Here is a 19704-nt window from a genome sequence, read left to right as displayed (position 1 = left end):
GCCTAGCACCTTTAACCTAGAACCTCGTATCTTTAACCTTTTTTCAATGACTAGCTTGCAAGCTTTGTAGCCAGGCATCAGGTTCTGCGATGATGAACTCTAGGCTGTGGTGATCTTTGGTGGTAATTTTGATACCTGTGTTGCCGATGGGGATTATGCCTGCTGCTTTTGTTGAGCACCTTTCAACGCGTGCTATGGTGTCGCGTTTAATGGCGTAACTGCCTAAGTTTAGTTGTTTATTAAGGGCTTCAAAGTGGAGTAAATGCTCGGTTAACGTTAAACGTCCATCAGCTTTTGCAGCGCCTAATTGTATTGTTGCGTAACTTGTTTTTAGTTGGGTTACTTTTGCAAGAGTTGCGTTCATCATTCACTCCGTGATTTTAATTTTTATTGAGTGTAAGCGGCGTTTTAATATGTGTCAATTTTGTAAATTAAATGTATTTATATTTTCCTGTACATAAAAGATTACAAAAAATTCTTTGCTCGATTATGTAGTTTTTGTTGTTTGTTGAGCGAGATAAAAGCAAATAACACCACGCTCATTTGCACTGTTAATGCAATTAAGGTACTCACTAAATTAAAGCGGCTTTGTGCACTGTTAGTGGTGTTTAGCTCGATTAACCATGCAAGCGCTAACATTAACACTAACGAGCCATGTAAAAAGCGTTGCAGATTGGCTTTAAACTTTAAATGTTTAAAAAAGCTAAAACCAAAGAGCAGTAAACTCAGTATTGGAGTGAGCAAAATACAAATAAATGACAACGTTATAAACGGCTGCCAATTTATGGCCGTGAGCGCGCTTGATTGTTGAATATAGTCTTTACAGCCGGTTAAAAGCACGAAGGCAAACGTGATCGCGCTAGTTTTGAGTGTGGTGTTATTTATCATTTTCGTCTATTCATTATGAGTTATTAAACAAAGTACTGAGCTTAACCGTGGGCAGAAATAAGCTCTTTAGCGTTTGCCCGGGCCATTTTGCTAATGTTATCGCCGGCGAGCAAGCGGGCAATTTCATCAATACGGCCATTTTTATTTAAACTTTGCATATGGGTAAACGTTTCGCCATCGGCGATTTCTTTGGCAACAAAAAACTGTTGATGCCCTGAACTTGCCACTTGAGGTAAGTGAGTAACGCAAATAACTTGGGTTGATTTACCCAGTTGACGTAATAATTTTCCTACCGCTGAGGCCGTTGGGCCAGAAATACCCACATCTACCTCATCAAAAATCAGGGTCGGTGTTGTCACTTTTTGCGCAATAATAACCTGTATCGCTAAGCTAATTCTCGATAACTCACCACCAGATGCTACTTTAGATAAAGGCTGTAGTGGTTGCCCAGGGTTGGTTGATACTAAAAATGCAATAGAGTCAAAACCAAGGCTATTAGGCGCACGCTCTGGCTCTTTTTTTAGGGCTATTTCAAATTGGCCATTCTCCATAGATAAGTTTGCCATACTAGCGCTGATCAAGGTGTTTAATGTCATTGCAGCTTGCAAGCGGCTTTCACTTAATTCATCAGCGGCATATTGATATGTACTAAGTGCGTCTTCAATTTCTTGTGCTAGCTGCTCGAGCCTGTCAGAGTTGTGGCTTATTGATTCAAGTTCTTGGCTAATTGATTGGTGAAAATCAACCAGCTCTTCAGGTTTAATATGATGTTTGCGAGCAAGATCCATGGCGCCACTTAAACGCTCTTCAACCTCAACTAAGCGGTTAGGGTCAAGCTCCGTTTGCTCGGCGTAGTTTCTGATTTCACGGCTTGCTTCTTCTACTTGAACAGCCGCCTCTTCTAATAAGGTAGCAACACTTGTTAAGCTAGCATCATAGTGGGCAAGCTCTGCAAAGCGTTGGGCGCTGTGTTGTAAAATAGAGCATGCGTTTTGCTCATCACTTTCATATAAGTGTTGTAGCTCACGCTGGCAAGATTCAAGAATTGTTTGACTGTGGCTTAACTTATGGTGCTCTGCTTCAATAGCGGTGAATTCACCTTGTTGCAGGGCAAATTCGTCTAATTCAGCGACTTGATATTCTAATAATTGTTTTTGCGCAGCTTGCTGTTGCTGGGCTTGTTCAAGCGCAGTGAACTCTTTTTGTAAACTTTGATAATGTCGATATTTACTTCGCACAGCATCAACAAGTTCAATATGCCCAGCATAAGCGTCTAGCAAATGCAGTTGATGATCCGCTTTCAATAAGTGCTGATGGGCATGTTGACCATGAATCGAAATAAGATGTTGGCCTAACTCTTTTAATTGAGCTGCCGTGACAGGGCTGCCATTAATATAACTTTTGCTGCGGCCATTTTTACAAATAACGCGGCGCAGCAAGCATTCCTTGTCATCATTGGATAGTAAATTTTGCTCTAGAAATTGAACTGCATTTGGTAATGCAGTGATATCAAATTGTGCGCAAATCTCTGCCCGCTCTGTGCCAGGGCGAACAGCTGAGGCCTCTGCGCGTTCTCCTAGGCATAAAGATAGGGCATCGATAGCAATCGATTTACCGGCACCTGTTTCACCGGTTATTGCTGTCATGCCACTGTGCCACTCAGTGCTCAGGTTGCTTACAATTGCGAAGTTTTTTATTTCTAATCCAATTAACATACTGTTTATCCATCCAGCCAATTAACTGTTAATTTATACAGTGTTTTGGTTTTTTGCAAATTAAATTTTTAAATTAATTCAAATTTTATATACATACTAGAAAGGGCAATGAACAGTGGAAGGGCTAAATGTGGCAGGAGAAACTGTAATAGGTAGTTGAGTAATATAGATAACTTTTAAATCATTAGTGCAGGGTGAATTGCTCACCCAACCCGTTATGCAATATTACTATGTATGCTGTTATTTTGTTCTGCTGAATTGTTGTTATTATCCGTTGTTGTTATGTAGTCATCGCCATTGCCGCTAAGCTCTGCTGACTCCAAGGTTTTTATAAGAGAAGGGAGAATTTCATAATAAAATGTACGGTTGTACTCAATACCGCCATACGGCAACTCGGCCACAAATAACGACAGTTGTTCTGATAACTGACCACGCTCACCGGTCACGTAGGTTTTTGCCAGTTCACTATTAACCGTGTTTATTAGTGAATCAACAATGCGCTCTAGGTATAGTAAGTTTTCATCTGTGTGTGGTTGCACAACAAAAAAGTTACTGGCAATCACCTGAATGCGGGCTATATATTTTGGTTTTATAATTTTTGCTGCGCAAAACTCATTTAACTTTGCTTTTAAATTATTCGTAACTTCAATCACTCGGTTGTTAAACTGTCGCTTTTCAGCTTCGCGTGCTTTGCGGCGATTATTTTCAATAACAAGGTAGGTACCTAATAATGTAATTAATAACAGCAAAGCTAAAAATACAACGTACGTCATATCGGCTTTATTTCCCATTTAAGGTATTTATATTGTTTTTTAATATTTTGCTCTAAAGTATGGGTAAGTGCAATAAAATTAATACAAACGACTACCCCAATTAAGCTTCGTTCGTAGAACGTGATAATAAGAGTAGTCTTTAGGATGAATTAATCTCAGTTTTTTATCCGCCTTTTTAATGACTACTTCATCGCCTGGGAGTACAGCTAAAACCACATGGCTGTCGCAACTGACTTGTAGACTGTCGGTATTTTCTAAGCTTAGCTTTAGTCGTACTTCGTTATCGGCATCAACTACTAATGGGCGGCTTGAAAGGGTGTGCGGAAACATTGGTACTAATGAAATAGCGTTAAGTTCAGGTGTTAAAATTGGCCCACCGCCAGAAAGCGAATAAGCAGTTGAACCTGTTGGGGTGGATACAATAAGCCCATCAGAGCGTTGCGAAAATACAAATGCGTCGTTAATAAAAGCTTCAAATTCAATCATGTGAGCGACTTTATCAGCATGTAATACCGCTTCATTTACTGCTGAGTTGGCGCTTTTAAGCTCTTCATGGCGATACACCTCGACTTCAAGTAAAAAGCGGTTTTCTTCTATGTATTGGCCACTAAGTACTTGTTCAAGGCTGGCTTCAAAACCTTCAGGGTTTAAATCTGTCAGGAATCCTAAGTTACCTCGGTTCACACCAATCACGGCAACATTAAATCGCGCCAATACGCGTGCTGCGCCAAGCATATTACCATCACCACCAACCACGATGGCTAAATCAGCTCGCTCACCAAGTTCGATCAATTTGACAAGCTTATCTTTGGGTACTTCGGCAAGTTGATGCCCTGTGCGTTGCTCCACAATCACGTTAAACCCTAAGGCATTTAAAAATATATAGAGTCTTTGTAAGGTTGCAGCGGCGCCGTCGTGATTTGCTTTACCAATTAAGCCTATGGTTTTAAACGGTGATTCCATGATATTTACGCAATAAATTATGATATCGCTAGGGTAACTCAAAAATGATCGCTTTGAAAAGCTCAGAGTCTTGAAATAACTTCTCGTTGCCCCGATATACTCTATATGCAGCAAGATGTAGATACTATGAATTTAAATCCGCGAGATCAGCAAATATTTTCCGCCGTAATGAGTCTTTATTGTAATGGTGAAGGTTTACCTGTGGCTTCAAGCCGTATTGCTAAGCAAAAAGGCATGGCTGTATGCTCTGCAACGGTGCGTAATGCTATGTCACGCCTTGAAAAGGTCGGGCTGTTATATTCACCACATACTTCTGCGGGGCGCGTCCCAACAAATGCGGGATTTGATTATTGGCTAAGTGAGTTTTTTTCCGTTAACTGATATTGCTCAATATTGGCATCCCGCTCAGGCGCAATTGGTTGAGTTGGCGCATGGACTAAGTCAAAAATACCAAGTGTGTTGTTGTGTTGGCTTACCGCAAGTAAGCTCGCAACATGTATTTAGAGTAGAAGTGCTCGATTTTGATAGCAACGACTGGCTTATTTTATTACTCGATAGAGCAGGTCAAAGTCATAATATTTGTATTCACAAACCCAATGATGCTTCAGATACTGTGCGATACCAGTTCGCTACGTGGTTAAATACGGTATTTAGTCAACAAACCTTAATGGAAGGGTTGTATCGGATGCAGGCAATGGCCAATACTGCACCGCGTAATTGTCATGATTCATTAAATCAGTGGACGCGAGAATTGAGCCAAAAGCTGGGTTCAGACAATAGCATTGTAGTTGGTGAGAATTATCTGTATCGACAAATCGATTGCCAACAAAGTTTAAACATTGGCGTGTCGTTCTTAAATTTTGTAGAAGATAAGCTGGCTTTTAAAAATGGCGTATCTGTGCTTAATACAGATCAACTGCCATTTACAGATTGCGATGAATTAATGGTGATCAGTGTGCCGTATTTTCAGAATCAAGAATATCAAAGTCGATTTTGTGTTATTTGCCCTAAATCGGCGCAAATTGAAGCAATCATACAAGAATTTAGATTAATCGAGTCATCTGACTCTTGAATCTTTTGATTCAATCCCCATAATTACCGCAATTGTAAAGAATTGGAGTACTTAAATTATGTCTGAGCAGACAAAATCACCAGAGCAAGAAGTTGAACTCAACGAAGAATTAGATCAAATGCAAGCAGATGTCGAAGCCGCAGTAGAAGCCGCAGATGCACATGAAGCTGAAGAAGTAAGTCCAGAAGCTGAAATTGCGATGCTATACGCTGAGCTTGAAGCTGCAAAGCAAACTATCAATGATCAAAAAGATGGCGTAGTTCGTGCTGCTGCTGATGTTGAAAATATTCGTCGTCGTGCTGCACAAGACGTAGAGAAAGCGCATAAATTTGCTTTAGAGAAATTTGCAAACGAATTACTACCTGTTATTGATAACCTAGAACGTGCTATTGAGTTTTCTGACAAAGAAAATGAAACGTTAAAGCCGTTACTTGAAGGTATTGATATGACGGTTAAGAGCTTTAATGATGCGGTTGCAAAATTTGGTGTTGAAATTGTTAACCCACAAGGAGAGCAGTTTAACCCTGAGTTTCATCAAGCCATGTCTATCCAGCCAAGTAATGATGTATCACCAAATACAGTGCTAGCGGTAATGCAAAAAGGCTACACATTGAATGGTCGTTTATTACGCCCTGCCATGGTGATGGTGTCTAAAGCTGCAGAATAATTTGTTACTCACAGTTTGAAAAAATGCCTCATCCATCATGAGGCATTTTTTTTGTTTCTCGCTCGGTGCCACAATTGGGCAATTAAAGTAAGCACTAAAGCACTAAACATTAGGCTTGAAAACGGTACTGCACTTTGCGCGTGCATAAGCGCTAGAATTGGCCCCACCAAGGCGCCACTGCCAAAGCGTAAAGTACCAATCACCGCTGTTGCAGTGCCTGACTTTTCTTCAAATTTCATTAAGATAAGAGCATCAGCATTACTTGCGATGACACCTAAACTCATCATTAATGGCGCAATAGCCGCAACAATAAAATACAAGGATAAGTGTAAAATACTAAAACTCAGTAACGAGCTACCAGCAATAAACCCGACAAATAAGCCATAGTAAAGCATTTTTCGTGAGCCAATACGTGGTACTAACCGGGTATTTAAAAAGTTACCAAACATTAAGGCCATGACATTAAAAGCAAACAGTAAACCAAACAACTGTTCTGAGACTTTAAAGTAGTCGAGGTACACAAACGGAACTGCAGTTAAAAAACAAAAAAAGCCAAATGAGACAAACATCGAACTGGCTATGTCTGCTCGGGCATCTTTATTGCTAAATACGGTTTTGTAGCTATCAAAAAGAGCGCAAAACCTTTGAGTGGGCTTTTGAAAATTGGTATATCAATTAAGTGTATTTGTGCCAGTGCTAAGATAACAAAGCTATAACTTGCCAGTACAATAAAAATAGTTTGCCATTGTGAAAAGCCTAAAATCATAGAGCCGACCGTCGGAGCTATAAGTGGCGCGACCATCATTATCATCGATACATATGACATACCTTTTGCCGTGTCTTTTTGATAAATATGGCGAATAATACCAGGCACTACAACCGTTGCTGCTGCTCCTGTAAAGGCCTGCACAACACGAAGACCCCAAAATATATGAATATCATTGCAAAAAGCGAGAGCGAGGGAGCTTATACCAAATAGAGCCAATCCTGTTTTAGCTAACACACGGCGGCCAAGTTGGTCGGCAATTGGGCCAAAAAAGAGCATGCCTAAAGCATAACCCGCTAAATAAAGACTAAGCGATATTTGTACATTAGGCATAGTCGTATTTAAGTCGTTCGCAATGACCAACATAGCAGGTAAGTACATATCTATTGCCAATGGTGTTATTGCAACAATACTGGCGAGCAGGGGAAGTAAAATACGCTTACTAAAAGAGTCTTGAATGTGCATGATCCACTCGAGAAATGAAAAGAGCCGCTATTGTAGCAGTCAATATTAGAACACGGAACTTAGTTTGCGTGCTAAGTAATCATTATTAAAATTAAGTAAATAGAAGTGCCGTAGTAATATTAAATTAAGGCATGTTTTGCTATATTATTATTAATGTCTAAGTTACTGAATATGCTTGAGGGAATACAATGAAAAAGTTAGTTTTGGCGATACTTGCTACGGCTGTATTAGCAGGCTGTAAAACATCACCAACGGGTCGCACTCAGCTTGCGCTTTATTCTGATCAAGAAATGAGCCAAATGGGGCAGCAAAGTTTTGCTGATATGAAGCAAAATCAAAAGATTAATAATGATCCATCGGTTAATGCTTACGTTAAGTGTATTGCTGAAGATGTAATTGCTGTGCTACCACAGCAATACGCGTCTCAAAAATGGGAAGTTGTAGTGTTTGAAGAAGACTCTGCCAACGCGTTTGCTTTACCTGGTGGCTATATTGGTGTTCATACAGGCTTGCTTCAAGTCGCTAAAAACCAAGATCAACTTGCGACTGTTATCGGTCATGAAGTGGGCCATGTCATTGCAGAGCATTCTAACGAGCGAGTATCACAAAGTTCAATTTTACAAACCGGCATGCAAGTGGGCAGTGCCGCCCTTGATATGGGAAATGTGCAATACCGTGGTGAAATTATGCAAGCTTTAGGGTTAGGCGCTCAGTATGGGGTTATTTTACCGTTTAGCCGCTCTCATGAGTCAGAAGCTGACATTATTGGCTTAGACCTCATGGCAAAGGCGGGCTTTAACCCACAGGAGTCGGTTACGCTTTGGCAAAACATGAGCCAGGCGGGCAGTGGTGAAACACCAGAGTTTATGTCGACTCACCCAGCTCCGGGTAATCGAATCAAAGAGTTACAAGCGAACATGTCAGAGGCATTAACAGAGCGAAAAGCGGCAAACAACTCTGGCAAAAAACCTCAGTGTACCTTGTAATTTAAATTGTGTTTAAAATGATAAAAGCCTGTAAAAATACAGGCTTTTGTTCAGGGGAATTATTTGTAATCTTAATTTACAGGTGTTGCGTCACTAAGCACTAACTTAGAAAAAGTAACTTGTGTGTAGTCACCATTGGCTTTATCGGTTTTCCAATCACCCGTACCGGGGCAGGCTGTGTACCAACCACCCGGTGAATCTTTGGTGCTACATTGGTTATAAGCACCGGCTTTAAAGTAATGCCAGTCAGCTAAGTAACCTAATGGGTGATCGTATTTATCAACTTCACCGTTAGCATCGACGTTGTTTGATAAATCAATAGCGTATTTTACTGTTGGTTTTCCTTTTGCAGTAAATGTCAGGTGCATTGTGCTTTCATACACATTGATTTCGTAGCTAAACTCTTCACCAAGGGCGATACCCGCAGCGCCAGGCTCTTCAGGGTTTTTCCAGGTATTACCCCAAACTGGGTAGGTGATATCAGTACGATTTGGATCATCTTTTGGTAAGTTACGTTCGTAGTTCCAAAACACAGATCCGGTTTCGTGATCTGGCCATTTTTTATAGTAAATTTTAATCGGTTCGTTGCCCCAACCAAAGCCAAAGTCTTTCTCAATTAAGGCTTTGTCTTTACCTGCGTGGATCTGTCCAACGACGACGCTATAGGCAGGTGGCTTATCTGGGTAACCGGCACGAACAGCAACATGATCAACTTTTAGTGTGGCAGACATTTTTCCGCCAACTGAGCCAAACCTTTCTGATAGCGGGTGTGCAGCAAGCGCAAAGTTGTTGCGAGAGTTTTTTGTTTTAATTTTAGTATTTGTACCACGGATCATTTGACGTAATTCACTACGAGTATTACTTGAAGTCGCCGTTGTAATTGCTTTATTTGGGCTGGTAAATACCATCCCGCCTTGATCATCTAAATAAAAATAATCAGGGTGAGCATAGGTTTGAATTTCTTCTACATCTATTTCGTCGATTTTACCGTTGCTGTCTTGATCCATTGGTAAAGTTATTTTCCAGTGGCTAAGATCAAATTTATCGGCAGGGACTAAGTTGGTGCTATTGCCAGTGTCTTGAGGTTTGTCGCCGCCGTTGCTACTACAAGCTGCTAGTATTGAAAGAGAAAGCGGTATCACCGTACCATAAAAAGCACATTGCTTAAGTCGATTATTTTTCATTTTTGTCTCTTTAATTTTACGCGTGTGTTAAAACCAATTTACAAAATATAACAGACCAATTAATTTAATCAACCATACCAATTGATAAAATAAAATAAGAGTTTAAATTAAACGTTTACGTTTTTTGTCATGCCAATTACCAGTGTAAGGTTATACATGGTGTTAAATTATGAAGGTGAATACTAAAATGTGTGCTGTTGCAGCTAAGGTTAGTTGCCTATGAAGATAATACCGTGGCGATATAAAAACTAAGCCCGTAGGGTACGGGCTTAGTGACTTTGTTATTTAAAACTTAGCTTACCAGCCACATTGGCGACCTTGATTTTGCTCATCTAAGTATTTTTGTAATGGCGCAAAATAATCCAGTAGCGCCGTCGCATCCATTTCAGGTTTACCGGTTACCGTAGCAAGTGCTTCTTGCCATGGACGGCTTGAGCCCATTTCTAGCATCGCGTTAAGCTTTTCACCGGCTTCTTTTGAATTATATACAGAGCAGCGGTGAATCGCTTCTTTGTTTCCTGCTATTTCACATAGGCTACGGTGGAAATCAAATTGTAAGATATGGGCTAAGAAATAGCGGGTGTAAGGCGTGTTACCAGGTACATGGTATTTTGCACCTGGATCAAAGTCAGACTCAGTACGTGCAATTGGCGCTTGTACCCCTTGGTACTTCTGACGTAAATCCCACCAAGCTTGGTTGTAGTTTGCTGGTGTGACTTCACCAGAGAATACCTTCCAGCGCCATTGATCAACGAGCAGCCCAAACGGAATAAAGGCAACTTTATCCAGTGCCATTTTCATTAAGAGGCCAATGTCTTTTGATTCATCAGAAACTTGCTCTAATAAACCAATTTCTTTTAGGTAACCGGGTGTAACAGACAGTGCAATGGTGTCACCAATTGCTTCATGGAAACCATCGTTAGCACTTTCTTGATAATAAAGCGGTTGCGTGTTGTAAGCACGCTGGTAAAAGTTGTGGCCAAGCTCATGGTGAATTACCGAAAACTCTTCACCAGTGCGCTGTATACACATTTTTATACGCAGGTCGTCTTTACTGTCAATATTCCATGCTGAGGCATGGCATTGTACGTCACGATCTTGTGGCTTTGTAAACAATGAACGCTCGTAGAATGTCTCTGGCAGGGGATTGAAGCCCATAGATGTAAAGAATTTTTCTGCGCCACGAACCATTTTTAGTTCATCATAATTATGTTCGGCGAGTAAAGCGGTCACATCATAACCTGGGTCTGCATTTTCAGGTGCGACAACATCATAAATATTGCCCCATGTTTGTGCCCACATATTGCCTAATAGGTGTGCTGGGATAGGTTGATCTTGTGGTACTTTATCTTCACCATACTTTTCGCCAAGCTTAGCGCGAACATGACAGTGTAATGAGTCATATAGCGGTTTTACCTGACCCCAAATACGGTCAAGTTCGGTGGCAAAATCATCCGCAGGCATATCATATTTACTGCGCCACATAGCACCAGTGTCTGCGTAACCAAGCTCTTTTGCACCTTCATTTGTCAGTGCAACTTGTTGTTCATATAGTGGACGCATCGGTTTTGAAACTTGACGCCAGCCTTGCCATAAATCAAGCAGTTCATTGTAATCACGGCTGCTCGCCATTTTTGCCGTCATATCACCTAAGCTTAAGCATGAGCCGTCATCTTTACAGTATTTACCTTTGCCATATAAACCACCTAGCTCAGCAACAAGTTGCGAAAGCTTTGCTGTTTTTTCTGCGTCTTGAGGTGCTGGTAACGTTAATGCCAGTTTTAGTTTATTTAGTTTGCGGCGCGCATCGTAATCAAGTTCTAATTCGTCAAACTTTGCCGCTTCATTAGCAAGACGCACAACAGCCTCGGTCATTTTGCGGTTTACTTCAGCAGAAAGTGCTGCAGTATCATGTGTTATAAAGTTTGCGTAAATCCATTCAGCACGGCTTGATTCTAAATAAAGCGCATTGAGTTCTTGTTCGGTTTTATCAATAAATGCAAGGGCATCTTTTGCGTTTACAGGGGCTGGTGTTACAGCCGTTGTACTGTTTTTTGCTGTTTCTTGGTTGCAGCCAGACAGTGCTATGGTGCTTGCCACCATCAAGGCGCTTAAACTGAGCTTAAACTGTGGAGTAATCATGTTGTGACCCTTATATTTGTTATTTGTCGGGTAGGATAATAGCAGCGTCTGTCTCTTAGGCAAAATTTATCAAGTGAGTTGGCGAAAGACAGACGATGTCGACAGTGACATTGTATTTATAAAAGGATCGGTCATAATTGAAGCTAGTCATTTTCATTAATTAAAAGGATAGTTTCCATGTCAGTGTTCATATTATTACTGGTCGTGGTGATAGTTATTTTTGCGGTAAAAGATATTCGCATTAGCTTAATTAGTCGCCCTGCATTTAAGTTTTTCAAAAAAGTCCTTCCTCCATTATCGCAAACCGAGCGTGAAGCGATGGAAGCGGGGATGTTTGGTGGGATGGAGAGCTATTTAGTGGTAACCCTGATTGGCAGGTGTTACATAGCTACCCTAAACCAGAGCTCAGTGAAAAAGAGCGAGCGTTTTTAGATAACGAAGTTGAAACATTGCTTGCGATGCTAGATGACTATCAAATAGTACAAAAAGACAAAGACCTGCCAAAAGAAGTATGGGATTACTTAAAAATAAAAGGCTTTTTTGCACTTATTATTCCAGAAGAATTTGGCGGTCGTCGTTCTCGGCTATCGCAAACTCGACTATAGTGGCTAAAATTGCGACCAAAAGCTTAACGGCGGCGGTCACTGTTATGGTACCTAATAGTTTAGGTCCGGGCGAGCTTTTACTGCATTACGGTACCAAAGAACAACAACAACGGTGGTTACCAACTCTTGCTACTGGTGAAGATGTGCCATGTTTTGCATTGACAGGGCCAGAAGCCGGCTCTGATGCCGGCAGCATTCCTGATTCAGGAGTTGTTTGTAAGGGAGAGTTCAATGGTGAGGAAATAATTGGTTTACGTTTGAATTGGTCAAAACGTTATATAACATTAGCGCCTGTGGCAACAGTACTTGGTCTTGCTTTTAAAATGTATGATCCAGATGGTTTATTAGGCAAGCACAAAGAGTTGGGTATTACCTGTGCGTTGATTCCAACTGATCATCCAGGTGTTGAAACAGGCGAACGCCATTTCCCACTTAATATGGCATTTATGAACGGCACGACATACGGCAAAGATGTGTTTATTCCATTAGATTGGATTATCGGTGGGCAACAAGGCGCAGGCCGTGGTTGGCGTATGTTGGTTGAATGTTTAAGTGCTGGCCGAGGTATTTCATTGCCTGCACTAAGCAGTGCAACTGGGCATTTATGCGCGCGTATGACGTCAGCATATGCGATGGTGCGCCAACAATTTGGTTTATCAATTGGCCAATTCGAGGGGGTACAAGAAGCACTAGCACGGATAGGTGGGTTAACTTACAGCCTAGAAGCCTGTAGATTAATGACAGCAGGTGCAATCGACCTTAAATTAAGCCCGTCAGTGGTAACGGCTATTGCTAAATACCATATGACTGAAATGGGTCGTACCGTTATGAACGATGCCATGGATATTCATTCAGGCAAAGGCATACAAGTTGGCCCAAATAATTATTTAGCTCACGGGTATATGGGAATTCCAGTGTCTATTACAGTTGAAGGCGCCAATATTCTAACCCGTAACTTGATGATTTTTGGACAAGGTGCAACTCGCTGCCATCCATTTGTGCTTAAAGAAATGGAAGCGGCGGCAATGGAAGACGAAGATGTTGCATTAAAAGAGTTCGATGCATTATTGCTACAGCATATTCTTTTTGCAGGTACCAATGCGGGTATGGCGTTTATTCATGGCTTAACGCGCAGTGTCTTTGCAAAATCGCCTGTTTGTGGTGCAACAGCTAATTATTATAAACACCTTGGTAGAATGAGTCGTAGTTTAGCGTTTTGTACAGATGTAGCCATGCTTATTTTAGGCGGGGAGCTTAAACGTAAAGAGATGATTTCTGCTCGTTTAGGTGATGTACTGAGTCATCTTTATCTTGCATCAACGGTATTAAAGCGCTTTGAAGACGAAGGTCGTCAGCAAGCTGATTTAGCATTTGTGCAATATTCTGTAGAGCGCTCTCTGTTTGAAATTGGTCAAGCGTTTGATGGTTTCTTTAAAAACTTCTCAAACCCAGTGGTTAACTTCTTATTAAAACGCATTGTTTTCCCACTGGGGAATCATTATCACCGACCTAGTGATGAGATTGCACAAGCCGTATGTGAACACATGACGCAGCCGGGTGTATTTAGGAACCGTTTAACTCATTTATGTTATATCGACGATAATGCTGGCACTGGGGTAATGGAAAACGCCTTTATTGCTATGCATGACACGGCGAATGCATTTAAGCGATTAAAAAAATGGCAACGTGAAGGAACGCTAAACCGTAACGCCGACATTGCAACAGCGATTAATGACGCAATTGCAAAACAACTTGTTACTGCCGAGGAAGGGCAAAGGCTCAATGAAGCAAATGAGTTGAGAAAGCAAGCTATTGCAGTAGATAACTATAAAGAAGGTGAGCTCTAAATAAAAAAGCCTCAGCAGTAGTGAGGCTTTAGATTTGAAACTTATCTGGCAAATGGGTCGGCGTTTATTTTATCAACGTACCATTTGCCTTTTTTACGTACCATTTTTACGCTACGCATATCATCTATTTTGTCACCGTTAAAATAACCAGTGAAAATTAAGTTAATATTTGCTTTATCCCCGTACTGCTCGCGCAGACTCATATTGGTCATATCAACTTCGATAACAACTTCATCGTACTGCATGTTTACTAAGTTTCGCGCAAATTGCTTTGCGGTGCCGTATGATTTCATAATACGTGCAAGCTTTGGTGTCGCCATTGTCATCGCTTTACTAAGGTCTTTAGCATTATAAAGCGTGTCAAAGTAAAGCGCGGCACTTTCGCCTGGGGTATTGTTTTCACCGGAAGGGGTTACATCATCGCCACAGCCTTGCAGCATGAACGCACAAACAAATGTGCAAATAGTTAGAAATAATTTCATTCGCATTAATTGAATTATTATTGATGATTTAGTGTGAGACTAAACGAGGAATATGTAAAGTTAAACACTTATATTAGTTGTTTATTTAGTTATAAATAATAAAAAAGGATGCTAATTAGCATCCTTTTAAATGTACAGTTGTTACTACTGTACTAGTTCTTGCTCTGAGAACTCTTCAGCAAATAATGGGCTAGATAAGTAGCGTTCAGTTGCGCTTGGTAAAATAACAACAATATTTTTGTCTGCATTTTCTGGTAGTTCAGCAATGCGTTTTGCTGCAACCACTGCAGCACCAGATGAAATACCGACTAAAATACCTTCATCTTTCATTAACTGGTGCGCCATAGCAATAGCATCTTCATTAGACACTTGTTCAGCTGCATCGATAACATCTAAATCTAAGTTTCCAGGAATAAAGCCCGCGCCGATACCTTGGATTTTATGAGGCCCAGGCGTTACGTCTTCCCCAGCTAATGTTTGGCTAATAACAGGAGAGTTTGTAGGCTCTACCGCAATTGATTTAACATCTAAGCCTTTTTCAAGCTTCAAGTAGCGGCTTACACCAGTAATTGTACCGCCAGTACCTACACCCGCAACGAAGAAATCTACTTTGCCGTCAGTTGCATTGAAAATTTCAGGGCCTGTTGTTTCAAAGTGAATTTTAGGGTTCGCAGGGTTTTCAAATTGTTGTAACAGAATGAATTTAGTTGGATCGCTTGCTTGAATTTCTTTTGCTTTTTCGATTGCGCCATTCATACCTTTAGCACCCTCAGTAAGTACTAAATTAGCGCCTAGAGCTTTTAGTAATTTACGACGTTCTAAGCTCATTGTATTAGGCATAGTAAGTGTAAGCTTATAACCGCGAGAAGCTGCAACAAACGCTAGTGCTATACCTGTGTTACCTGAGGTCGGCTCAATTAGCTCTTTATCTTGCGTTAATTGCCCAGACTTTTCGGCTTCCCAAATCATTGATGCACCGATCCGGCATTTAACACTAAAGCTTGGGTTACGAGATTCAATTTTAGCGAATACATTACCAGATGTAACTCGATTAAGTTTTACCAGTGGTGTATTACCAATGCTGAGTGAATTATCTTCAAAAATTGTAGACATAGTGGTCCCTTGAGTGCAATTTGTTCAATCGGGATCGAATTATAACAATCGATCTGTAATAGCTACACTTTACTGCTCAATAGAAAAAACTAAAGTAAAGTTTGGGTATAAGATATATCTATTCGGCTTATAATAAAATGAAATTAACTTTTAAGTATTATATGTTTTTTGTTATTAAAATTCTTTTTATTATGCCGTAGTGGTTTATTAATGTGCCTTCAGCATGGGTTATACATATGTCAGTGATATTTTAGTTTGATGTTTATCTACATGCTCACATTTTTAGTTGTCTCTTTAATGTAATCCAATAGCCAACCAGACACCTACTGCTATCATTAAGCTGCCAGCGATTGCGTTCATCCATTTGATATTATCGCCGCGGTTTAAAAATAAGCGTAAACTTTTACCACCCGTTGCATAGGCCATCATACAAACAAATTCACTAACAAGTATTACAGCAACTAAAATACTCAGTTGAGGAGCAATAGCATAGTCAATATTAATAAAAGGGGGCAGTAACGAGATCATAAAGGCCCAACCTTTGGGGTTAGCTATAGCAGTCACCAACCCTTGGCTAAATAATGTTTTGCGACTTATTTTACTCTTTTGATGATTATCTAGATTGAGTTTAGTCTGATCGCGCCACATGCTAATGCCTATAAAGACTAAATATGCACCACCGGCCCATTTTAAGATTGAAAATGCCTGCGGGTAATTTAACATGATACTTGCCACGCCTAATACGGCAGCTATAGCTACTAGAGCTACACCAAGTAACTCACCTAGCATCATCCACATAGTCCGCCTGACGCCAATACTCATACCAAGTGTCATTGCTAGCGTCATACACATACCGGGTGTGATTGAAACAAAAAAGAATGTCGGTATAAATGCCGCCAGTATTGCTAAATCAAACATCAAGTTACCCACTGAAAATTATCTGGACTAGACAATATCAAGAACTTGCGTTCTAAACCAAGAAATCGGCTATGTTTATAGCAAAAAATATAAAGCTGCAGTGCTACATCTTTTGCTTAGTAACATTAAATAGCTTGGTATTTTGAATATATTTTTGCTTTGTGCGGTGCTTTGAATTAGGATCAAATTAGTTTAAAACCAAGAACTAATGGCCTGTGTCTAGATTATTAATTTTACTTACTGCTATATTCTTCAGTTATTCGATTAAAGCTGTTGAAGTTACTGATTTATATCAAGATATACTTAAGGTTGAAGATAAATCCCGAGATGCACGTTTAACGGCAAGCCGTGCTGCACTATTAAATGTTTTGGTAAAAGTAAGTGGTGATCCTTATGCAGATCAAAACCCGCTTGCTAAACAGCGTAGTAAAGATATCTCTGATTATATGCTTAAATTTGAATATGATGAGAAAACAGACGGCACACTTCAACTTGTTGTAAAATTTGAAGCCAATAAAATTAATGCATTGGTCAAGGAGCTTAACCTGCCGCTATGGGGAACACGTAGACCTTTAGTCGCAATCTGGTTAGCAATCGAAGATAACTGGCGGCGAGAGCTTGTAACTCAAGAGAGTTACCCGCAACTCGAGCAGCTAATTTATGACACTGCCGCTCGCCGTGGGTTACCTGTTGTAGTCCCGTTACTTGATCTACAAGACAGAGCATTAGTTGGTATCCCTGAAGTGTGGGGTAATTTTTCTGAGCCAGTAGAGCAAGCATCGAGCAGATACAGAGCGGAGCGAAGCATTACTGCACGTTTATATACGCAGCAAGATAGCGAAAACTGGGTACTTGATTGGCGTTTTACAAACGATGACTTATTTGAAGCAAATCGTTTAACGGGCGATAAGCAACAAACCATTGCTTTAATGATAGATAGCTTAGCAGCAGGGCTTGCAGCTGAGTATGCTGTCGATCCAAATTCTTCAGGGCAACTTGCTCAAGCAATCTTTAAACTTAAAGGCACGCAAAGTTTTGTTGATATTGAGCTTGCAAAAAGACGGTTGGAAAGTTTAAGTGTGGTTACAAAAGTAGTAATCCGTTCACGTGATAGCCAAACGATTTACTTTGAAGTTAATCACACTGGTTCTTTAAGTGACTTTAAAAAAGCGTTGGAGTTAGACCGTACATTTGAAGCGTTTGTCGATCCTAGAGCTTTTTATCAGGTTGCTTCTGAGAATGATCTTGATTATCAATGGGTCGGCTTATAATGCAGGCATTAGAGCCGGTGCAAATGGCGCTTCCAGTTACACTGCCTGACGATGAAACGTTTGCATCGTATTTTGGTGGTGAGAATTCCTTGGAAGTTAGCCACTTAAAAAATGCCTTTAAAAGCCTAGCGACCACGTTTCAATATACTTATTTGTGTGGTTTAGGCGACTCGGGTAAATCTCATTTATTATATGCAACGTGTATTCATGCGCAAGAACGTGGTTTATCGACCATGTTGTTGTCAATGCGTGAAGTGATTGATTTTGGTCCTATGGTACTCGATGGCTTAGACGCATTAGATGTATTGTGTATTGATGATGTACACCTAGTCGCAGGTAATGACGCGTGGGAAAAAGCATTATTTAATTTTTTTAATCGTTTTAATGAGCCAGGCAAGTGTTTAGTGGTTACCGCAGATTTGTTACCAGATATGCTTAATATTACACTTCCTGATTTAGAGTCGCGATTAAAATGGGGAACGACGTTTCAGATTCGTTCAATGAGTGACGATGATAAAGCGGAAGCTTTAGTAAAACGCGCAAATATGCGAGGGCTTGAACTGAGTGATGAATGTGCTCGTTTTTTATTAACTCGTCTAAGCCGTGACATGAGAGCGTTATTAGACGTGCTGGATAAGCTTGACCATGCTTCTATGGCTGCGCAACGAAAACTCACTATTCCCTTTATAAAGTCTGCATTAAAGTTGTAAAAAACCTATTTCCTCGCTTTTAGACGCATGTTATTCAGAAAGAATTCAATAAGATTAGTATAAAGCCTAGAATCTAGTCCTTGCTTTCAGTTATCATTAGTCAACAAAATTGTAATCACCTTCTGTGAAAGATCAGGTATCGAATGAACTTAGAAAATATATTAGCGCAAGCACTTGAGGCCGTTGCCAGTGCCAATGAAATCGCGCAGCTTGAAGATATCAGGGTAAATTATCTTGGTAAAAAAGGGCGAAATCACCAGCTTATTAAAAACGCTTGGTAAGATTGCGCCAGAAGAGCGTAAAGAAGCCGGTCAAGTTATCAATCAAGCAAAACAAGATGTACAAGTCGCGATTAACGAAAAACGCGAATTACTTGCTAGCAAAGCACTTGAAGAAAAATTAGCCGCAGAAACAATTGATGTAACACTGCCAGGACGCGTTATGCCTACTGGTGGCCTTCATCCAGTTACACGTACAATTGAGCGTATTGAAAGCTTTTTTGGTGAATTAGGTTTTGCTGTTAAATCAGGTCCTGAAGTTGAAGATGATTTTCATAACTTCGATGCGCTAAATATTCCTGAGCATCATCCAGCACGTGCTGATCACGATACCTTCTATTTTAATCCAAAGCTTGTGTTACGTACCCAAACAAGTGGTGTACAAATACGTACTATGGAAACTGAGCAGCCACCACTGAGAATTATTTCTCCGGGCCGTGTTTACCGTAATGATTATGACCAGACACACACACCAATGTTCCATCAGGTTGAAGGCCTAATGGTCGATACAGATGTGAGCTTCACAGAGCTTAAAGGTATTTTGCACGATTTCTTACGTAACTTCTTTGAAGAAGACATGGAAATTCGTTTCCGTCCATCTTACTTCCCATTCACTGAACCGTCAGCTGAAGTAGATGTGATGGGTAAAAATGGTAAATGGTTAGAAGTATTAGGTTGTGGCATGGTTCACCCTAATGTACTTAAATCAGTGGGTATTGATCCTGAAAAATACACCGGTTTTGCCTTTGGTATGGGTGTAGAGCGTTTAACCATGTTGCGCTATGGCGTAAATGACTTACGTGCATTTTTCGAAAACGATTTAAAATTCCTAAACCAGTTCCGTTAAGAGTGAAGATAT

14 protein-coding genes and 4 pseudogenes are annotated in these 19704 nt (G+C 40.4%); 7 read left to right on the top strand and 11 right to left on the bottom strand.

Annotated elements, in window-relative coordinates; translation table 11 throughout:
* Window positions 1-43 precede the first annotated feature (43 nt).
* From ACU8V8_RS10215 to nadK, 5 genes are all read right to left on the bottom strand, one after another.
* Window positions 44-367: a hypothetical protein gene (locus tag ACU8V8_RS10215; protein WP_446887392.1), complete on the bottom strand. Its 324-nt coding sequence runs from the start codon at window positions 365-367 to the stop codon at window positions 44-46.
* Window positions 368-465: 98 nt separating this feature from the next.
* Window positions 466-888, bottom strand: a complete 423-nt coding sequence (locus tag ACU8V8_RS10210) for a hypothetical protein (protein WP_290210784.1) — start codon at window positions 886-888, stop codon at window positions 466-468.
* A 41-nt stretch (window positions 889-929) separates the two neighbouring features.
* Window positions 930-2603, bottom strand: a complete 1674-nt coding sequence (recN, locus tag ACU8V8_RS10205) for a DNA repair protein RecN (protein ID WP_446887391.1) — start codon at window positions 2601-2603, stop codon at window positions 930-932.
* Window positions 2604-2818: 215 nt separating this feature from the next.
* Entirely contained in the window at window positions 2819-3376 is a 558-nt protein-coding gene (locus ACU8V8_RS10200; RefSeq protein WP_446887390.1) for a hypothetical protein, read from the bottom strand.
* Between the two features lie 78 nt (window positions 3377-3454).
* Window positions 3455-4339, bottom strand: a complete 885-nt coding sequence (gene nadK, locus ACU8V8_RS10195) for an NAD(+) kinase (protein WP_446887389.1) — start codon at window positions 4337-4339, stop codon at window positions 3455-3457.
* Window positions 4340-4444: 105 nt separating this feature from the next.
* Between nadK and ACU8V8_RS10190 the strand changes: the two are divergent.
* A pseudogene (locus ACU8V8_RS10190) lies at window positions 4445-5411 on the top strand (HrcA family transcriptional regulator).
* 58 nt (window positions 5412-5469) lie between these two features.
* Window positions 5470-6078 (top strand): nucleotide exchange factor GrpE, encoded by a 609-nt coding sequence (gene grpE, locus ACU8V8_RS10185; RefSeq protein WP_087533658.1) that lies wholly within the window; start codon window positions 5470-5472, stop codon window positions 6076-6078.
* A gap of 35 nt (window positions 6079-6113) precedes the next feature.
* Here grpE and ACU8V8_RS10180 read toward each other — a convergent pair.
* Window positions 6114-7309, bottom strand: a pseudogene (locus ACU8V8_RS10180) (Bcr/CflA family efflux MFS transporter).
* Between the two features lie 188 nt (window positions 7310-7497).
* Here ACU8V8_RS10180 and ACU8V8_RS10175 point away from each other — a divergent pair.
* The gene (locus ACU8V8_RS10175; protein WP_446887388.1) at window positions 7498-8295 is read left to right on the top strand and encodes a M48 family metalloprotease; all 798 of its coding nucleotides are present in this window, start codon (window positions 7498-7500) and stop codon (window positions 8293-8295) included.
* 71 nt (window positions 8296-8366) lie between these two features.
* Here ACU8V8_RS10175 and ACU8V8_RS10170 read toward each other — a convergent pair whose 3' ends face one another.
* Window positions 8367-9479, bottom strand: a complete 1113-nt coding sequence (locus ACU8V8_RS10170; protein ID WP_446887387.1) for a polysaccharide lyase family 7 protein — start codon at window positions 9477-9479, stop codon at window positions 8367-8369.
* A gap of 297 nt (window positions 9480-9776) precedes the next feature.
* On the bottom strand, window positions 9777-11618 hold the full coding sequence (locus tag ACU8V8_RS10165) for a M2 family metallopeptidase (protein ID WP_446889620.1): 1842 nt from the start codon (window positions 11616-11618) through the stop codon (window positions 9777-9779).
* Window positions 11619-11798: 180 nt separating this feature from the next.
* On the opposite strand from ACU8V8_RS10165, the pseudogene ACU8V8_RS10160 reads away from it, so the two are divergent.
* A pseudogene (locus ACU8V8_RS10160) lies at window positions 11799-14073 on the top strand (acyl-CoA dehydrogenase).
* A gap of 41 nt (window positions 14074-14114) precedes the next feature.
* Here ACU8V8_RS10160 and ACU8V8_RS10155 read toward each other — a convergent pair.
* The 3 genes from ACU8V8_RS10155 to ACU8V8_RS10145 all read right to left on the bottom strand — a co-directional run bounded on the left by ACU8V8_RS10155 (window position 14115) and on the right by ACU8V8_RS10145 (window position 16586).
* Complete coding sequence (locus ACU8V8_RS10155) at window positions 14115-14555, bottom strand: hypothetical protein (RefSeq protein ID WP_446887386.1); 441 nt, start codon at window positions 14553-14555, stop codon at window positions 14115-14117.
* Between the two features lie 144 nt (window positions 14556-14699).
* Window positions 14700-15668, bottom strand: coding sequence for a cysteine synthase A (cysK, locus tag ACU8V8_RS10150; RefSeq protein WP_087533652.1), 969 nt, complete (start codon window positions 15666-15668; stop codon window positions 14700-14702).
* A 294-nt stretch (window positions 15669-15962) separates the two neighbouring features.
* Window positions 15963-16586: a LysE family translocator gene (locus tag ACU8V8_RS10145; protein WP_446887385.1), complete on the bottom strand. Its 624-nt coding sequence runs from the start codon at window positions 16584-16586 to the stop codon at window positions 15963-15965.
* A gap of 215 nt (window positions 16587-16801) precedes the next feature.
* Here ACU8V8_RS10145 and ACU8V8_RS10140 point away from each other — a divergent pair, with 215 nt between their 5' ends.
* The 3 genes and pseudogenes from ACU8V8_RS10140 to pheS all read left to right on the top strand — a co-directional run bounded on the left by ACU8V8_RS10140 (window position 16802) and on the right by pheS (window position 19692).
* Window positions 16802-17857, top strand: a complete 1056-nt coding sequence (locus ACU8V8_RS10140) for a DUF2066 domain-containing protein (RefSeq protein ID WP_446887384.1) — start codon at window positions 16802-16804, stop codon at window positions 17855-17857.
* On the top strand, window positions 17857-18567 hold the full coding sequence (hda, locus tag ACU8V8_RS10135) for a DnaA inactivator Hda (protein WP_446887383.1): 711 nt from the start codon (window positions 17857-17859) through the stop codon (window positions 18565-18567). The genes ACU8V8_RS10140 and hda overlap by 1 nt, the downstream gene beginning before the upstream one ends.
* Window positions 18568-18710: 143 nt before the next feature.
* Window positions 18711-19692: pseudogene (gene pheS, locus ACU8V8_RS10130) on the top strand (phenylalanine--tRNA ligase subunit alpha).
* Window positions 19693-19704: the final 12 nt, after the last annotated feature.

The sequence above is a fragment of the Pseudoalteromonas sp. SaAl2 genome, assembly GCF_052947895.1.
This window is presented reverse-complemented; position numbering and strand designations above follow the sequence as displayed.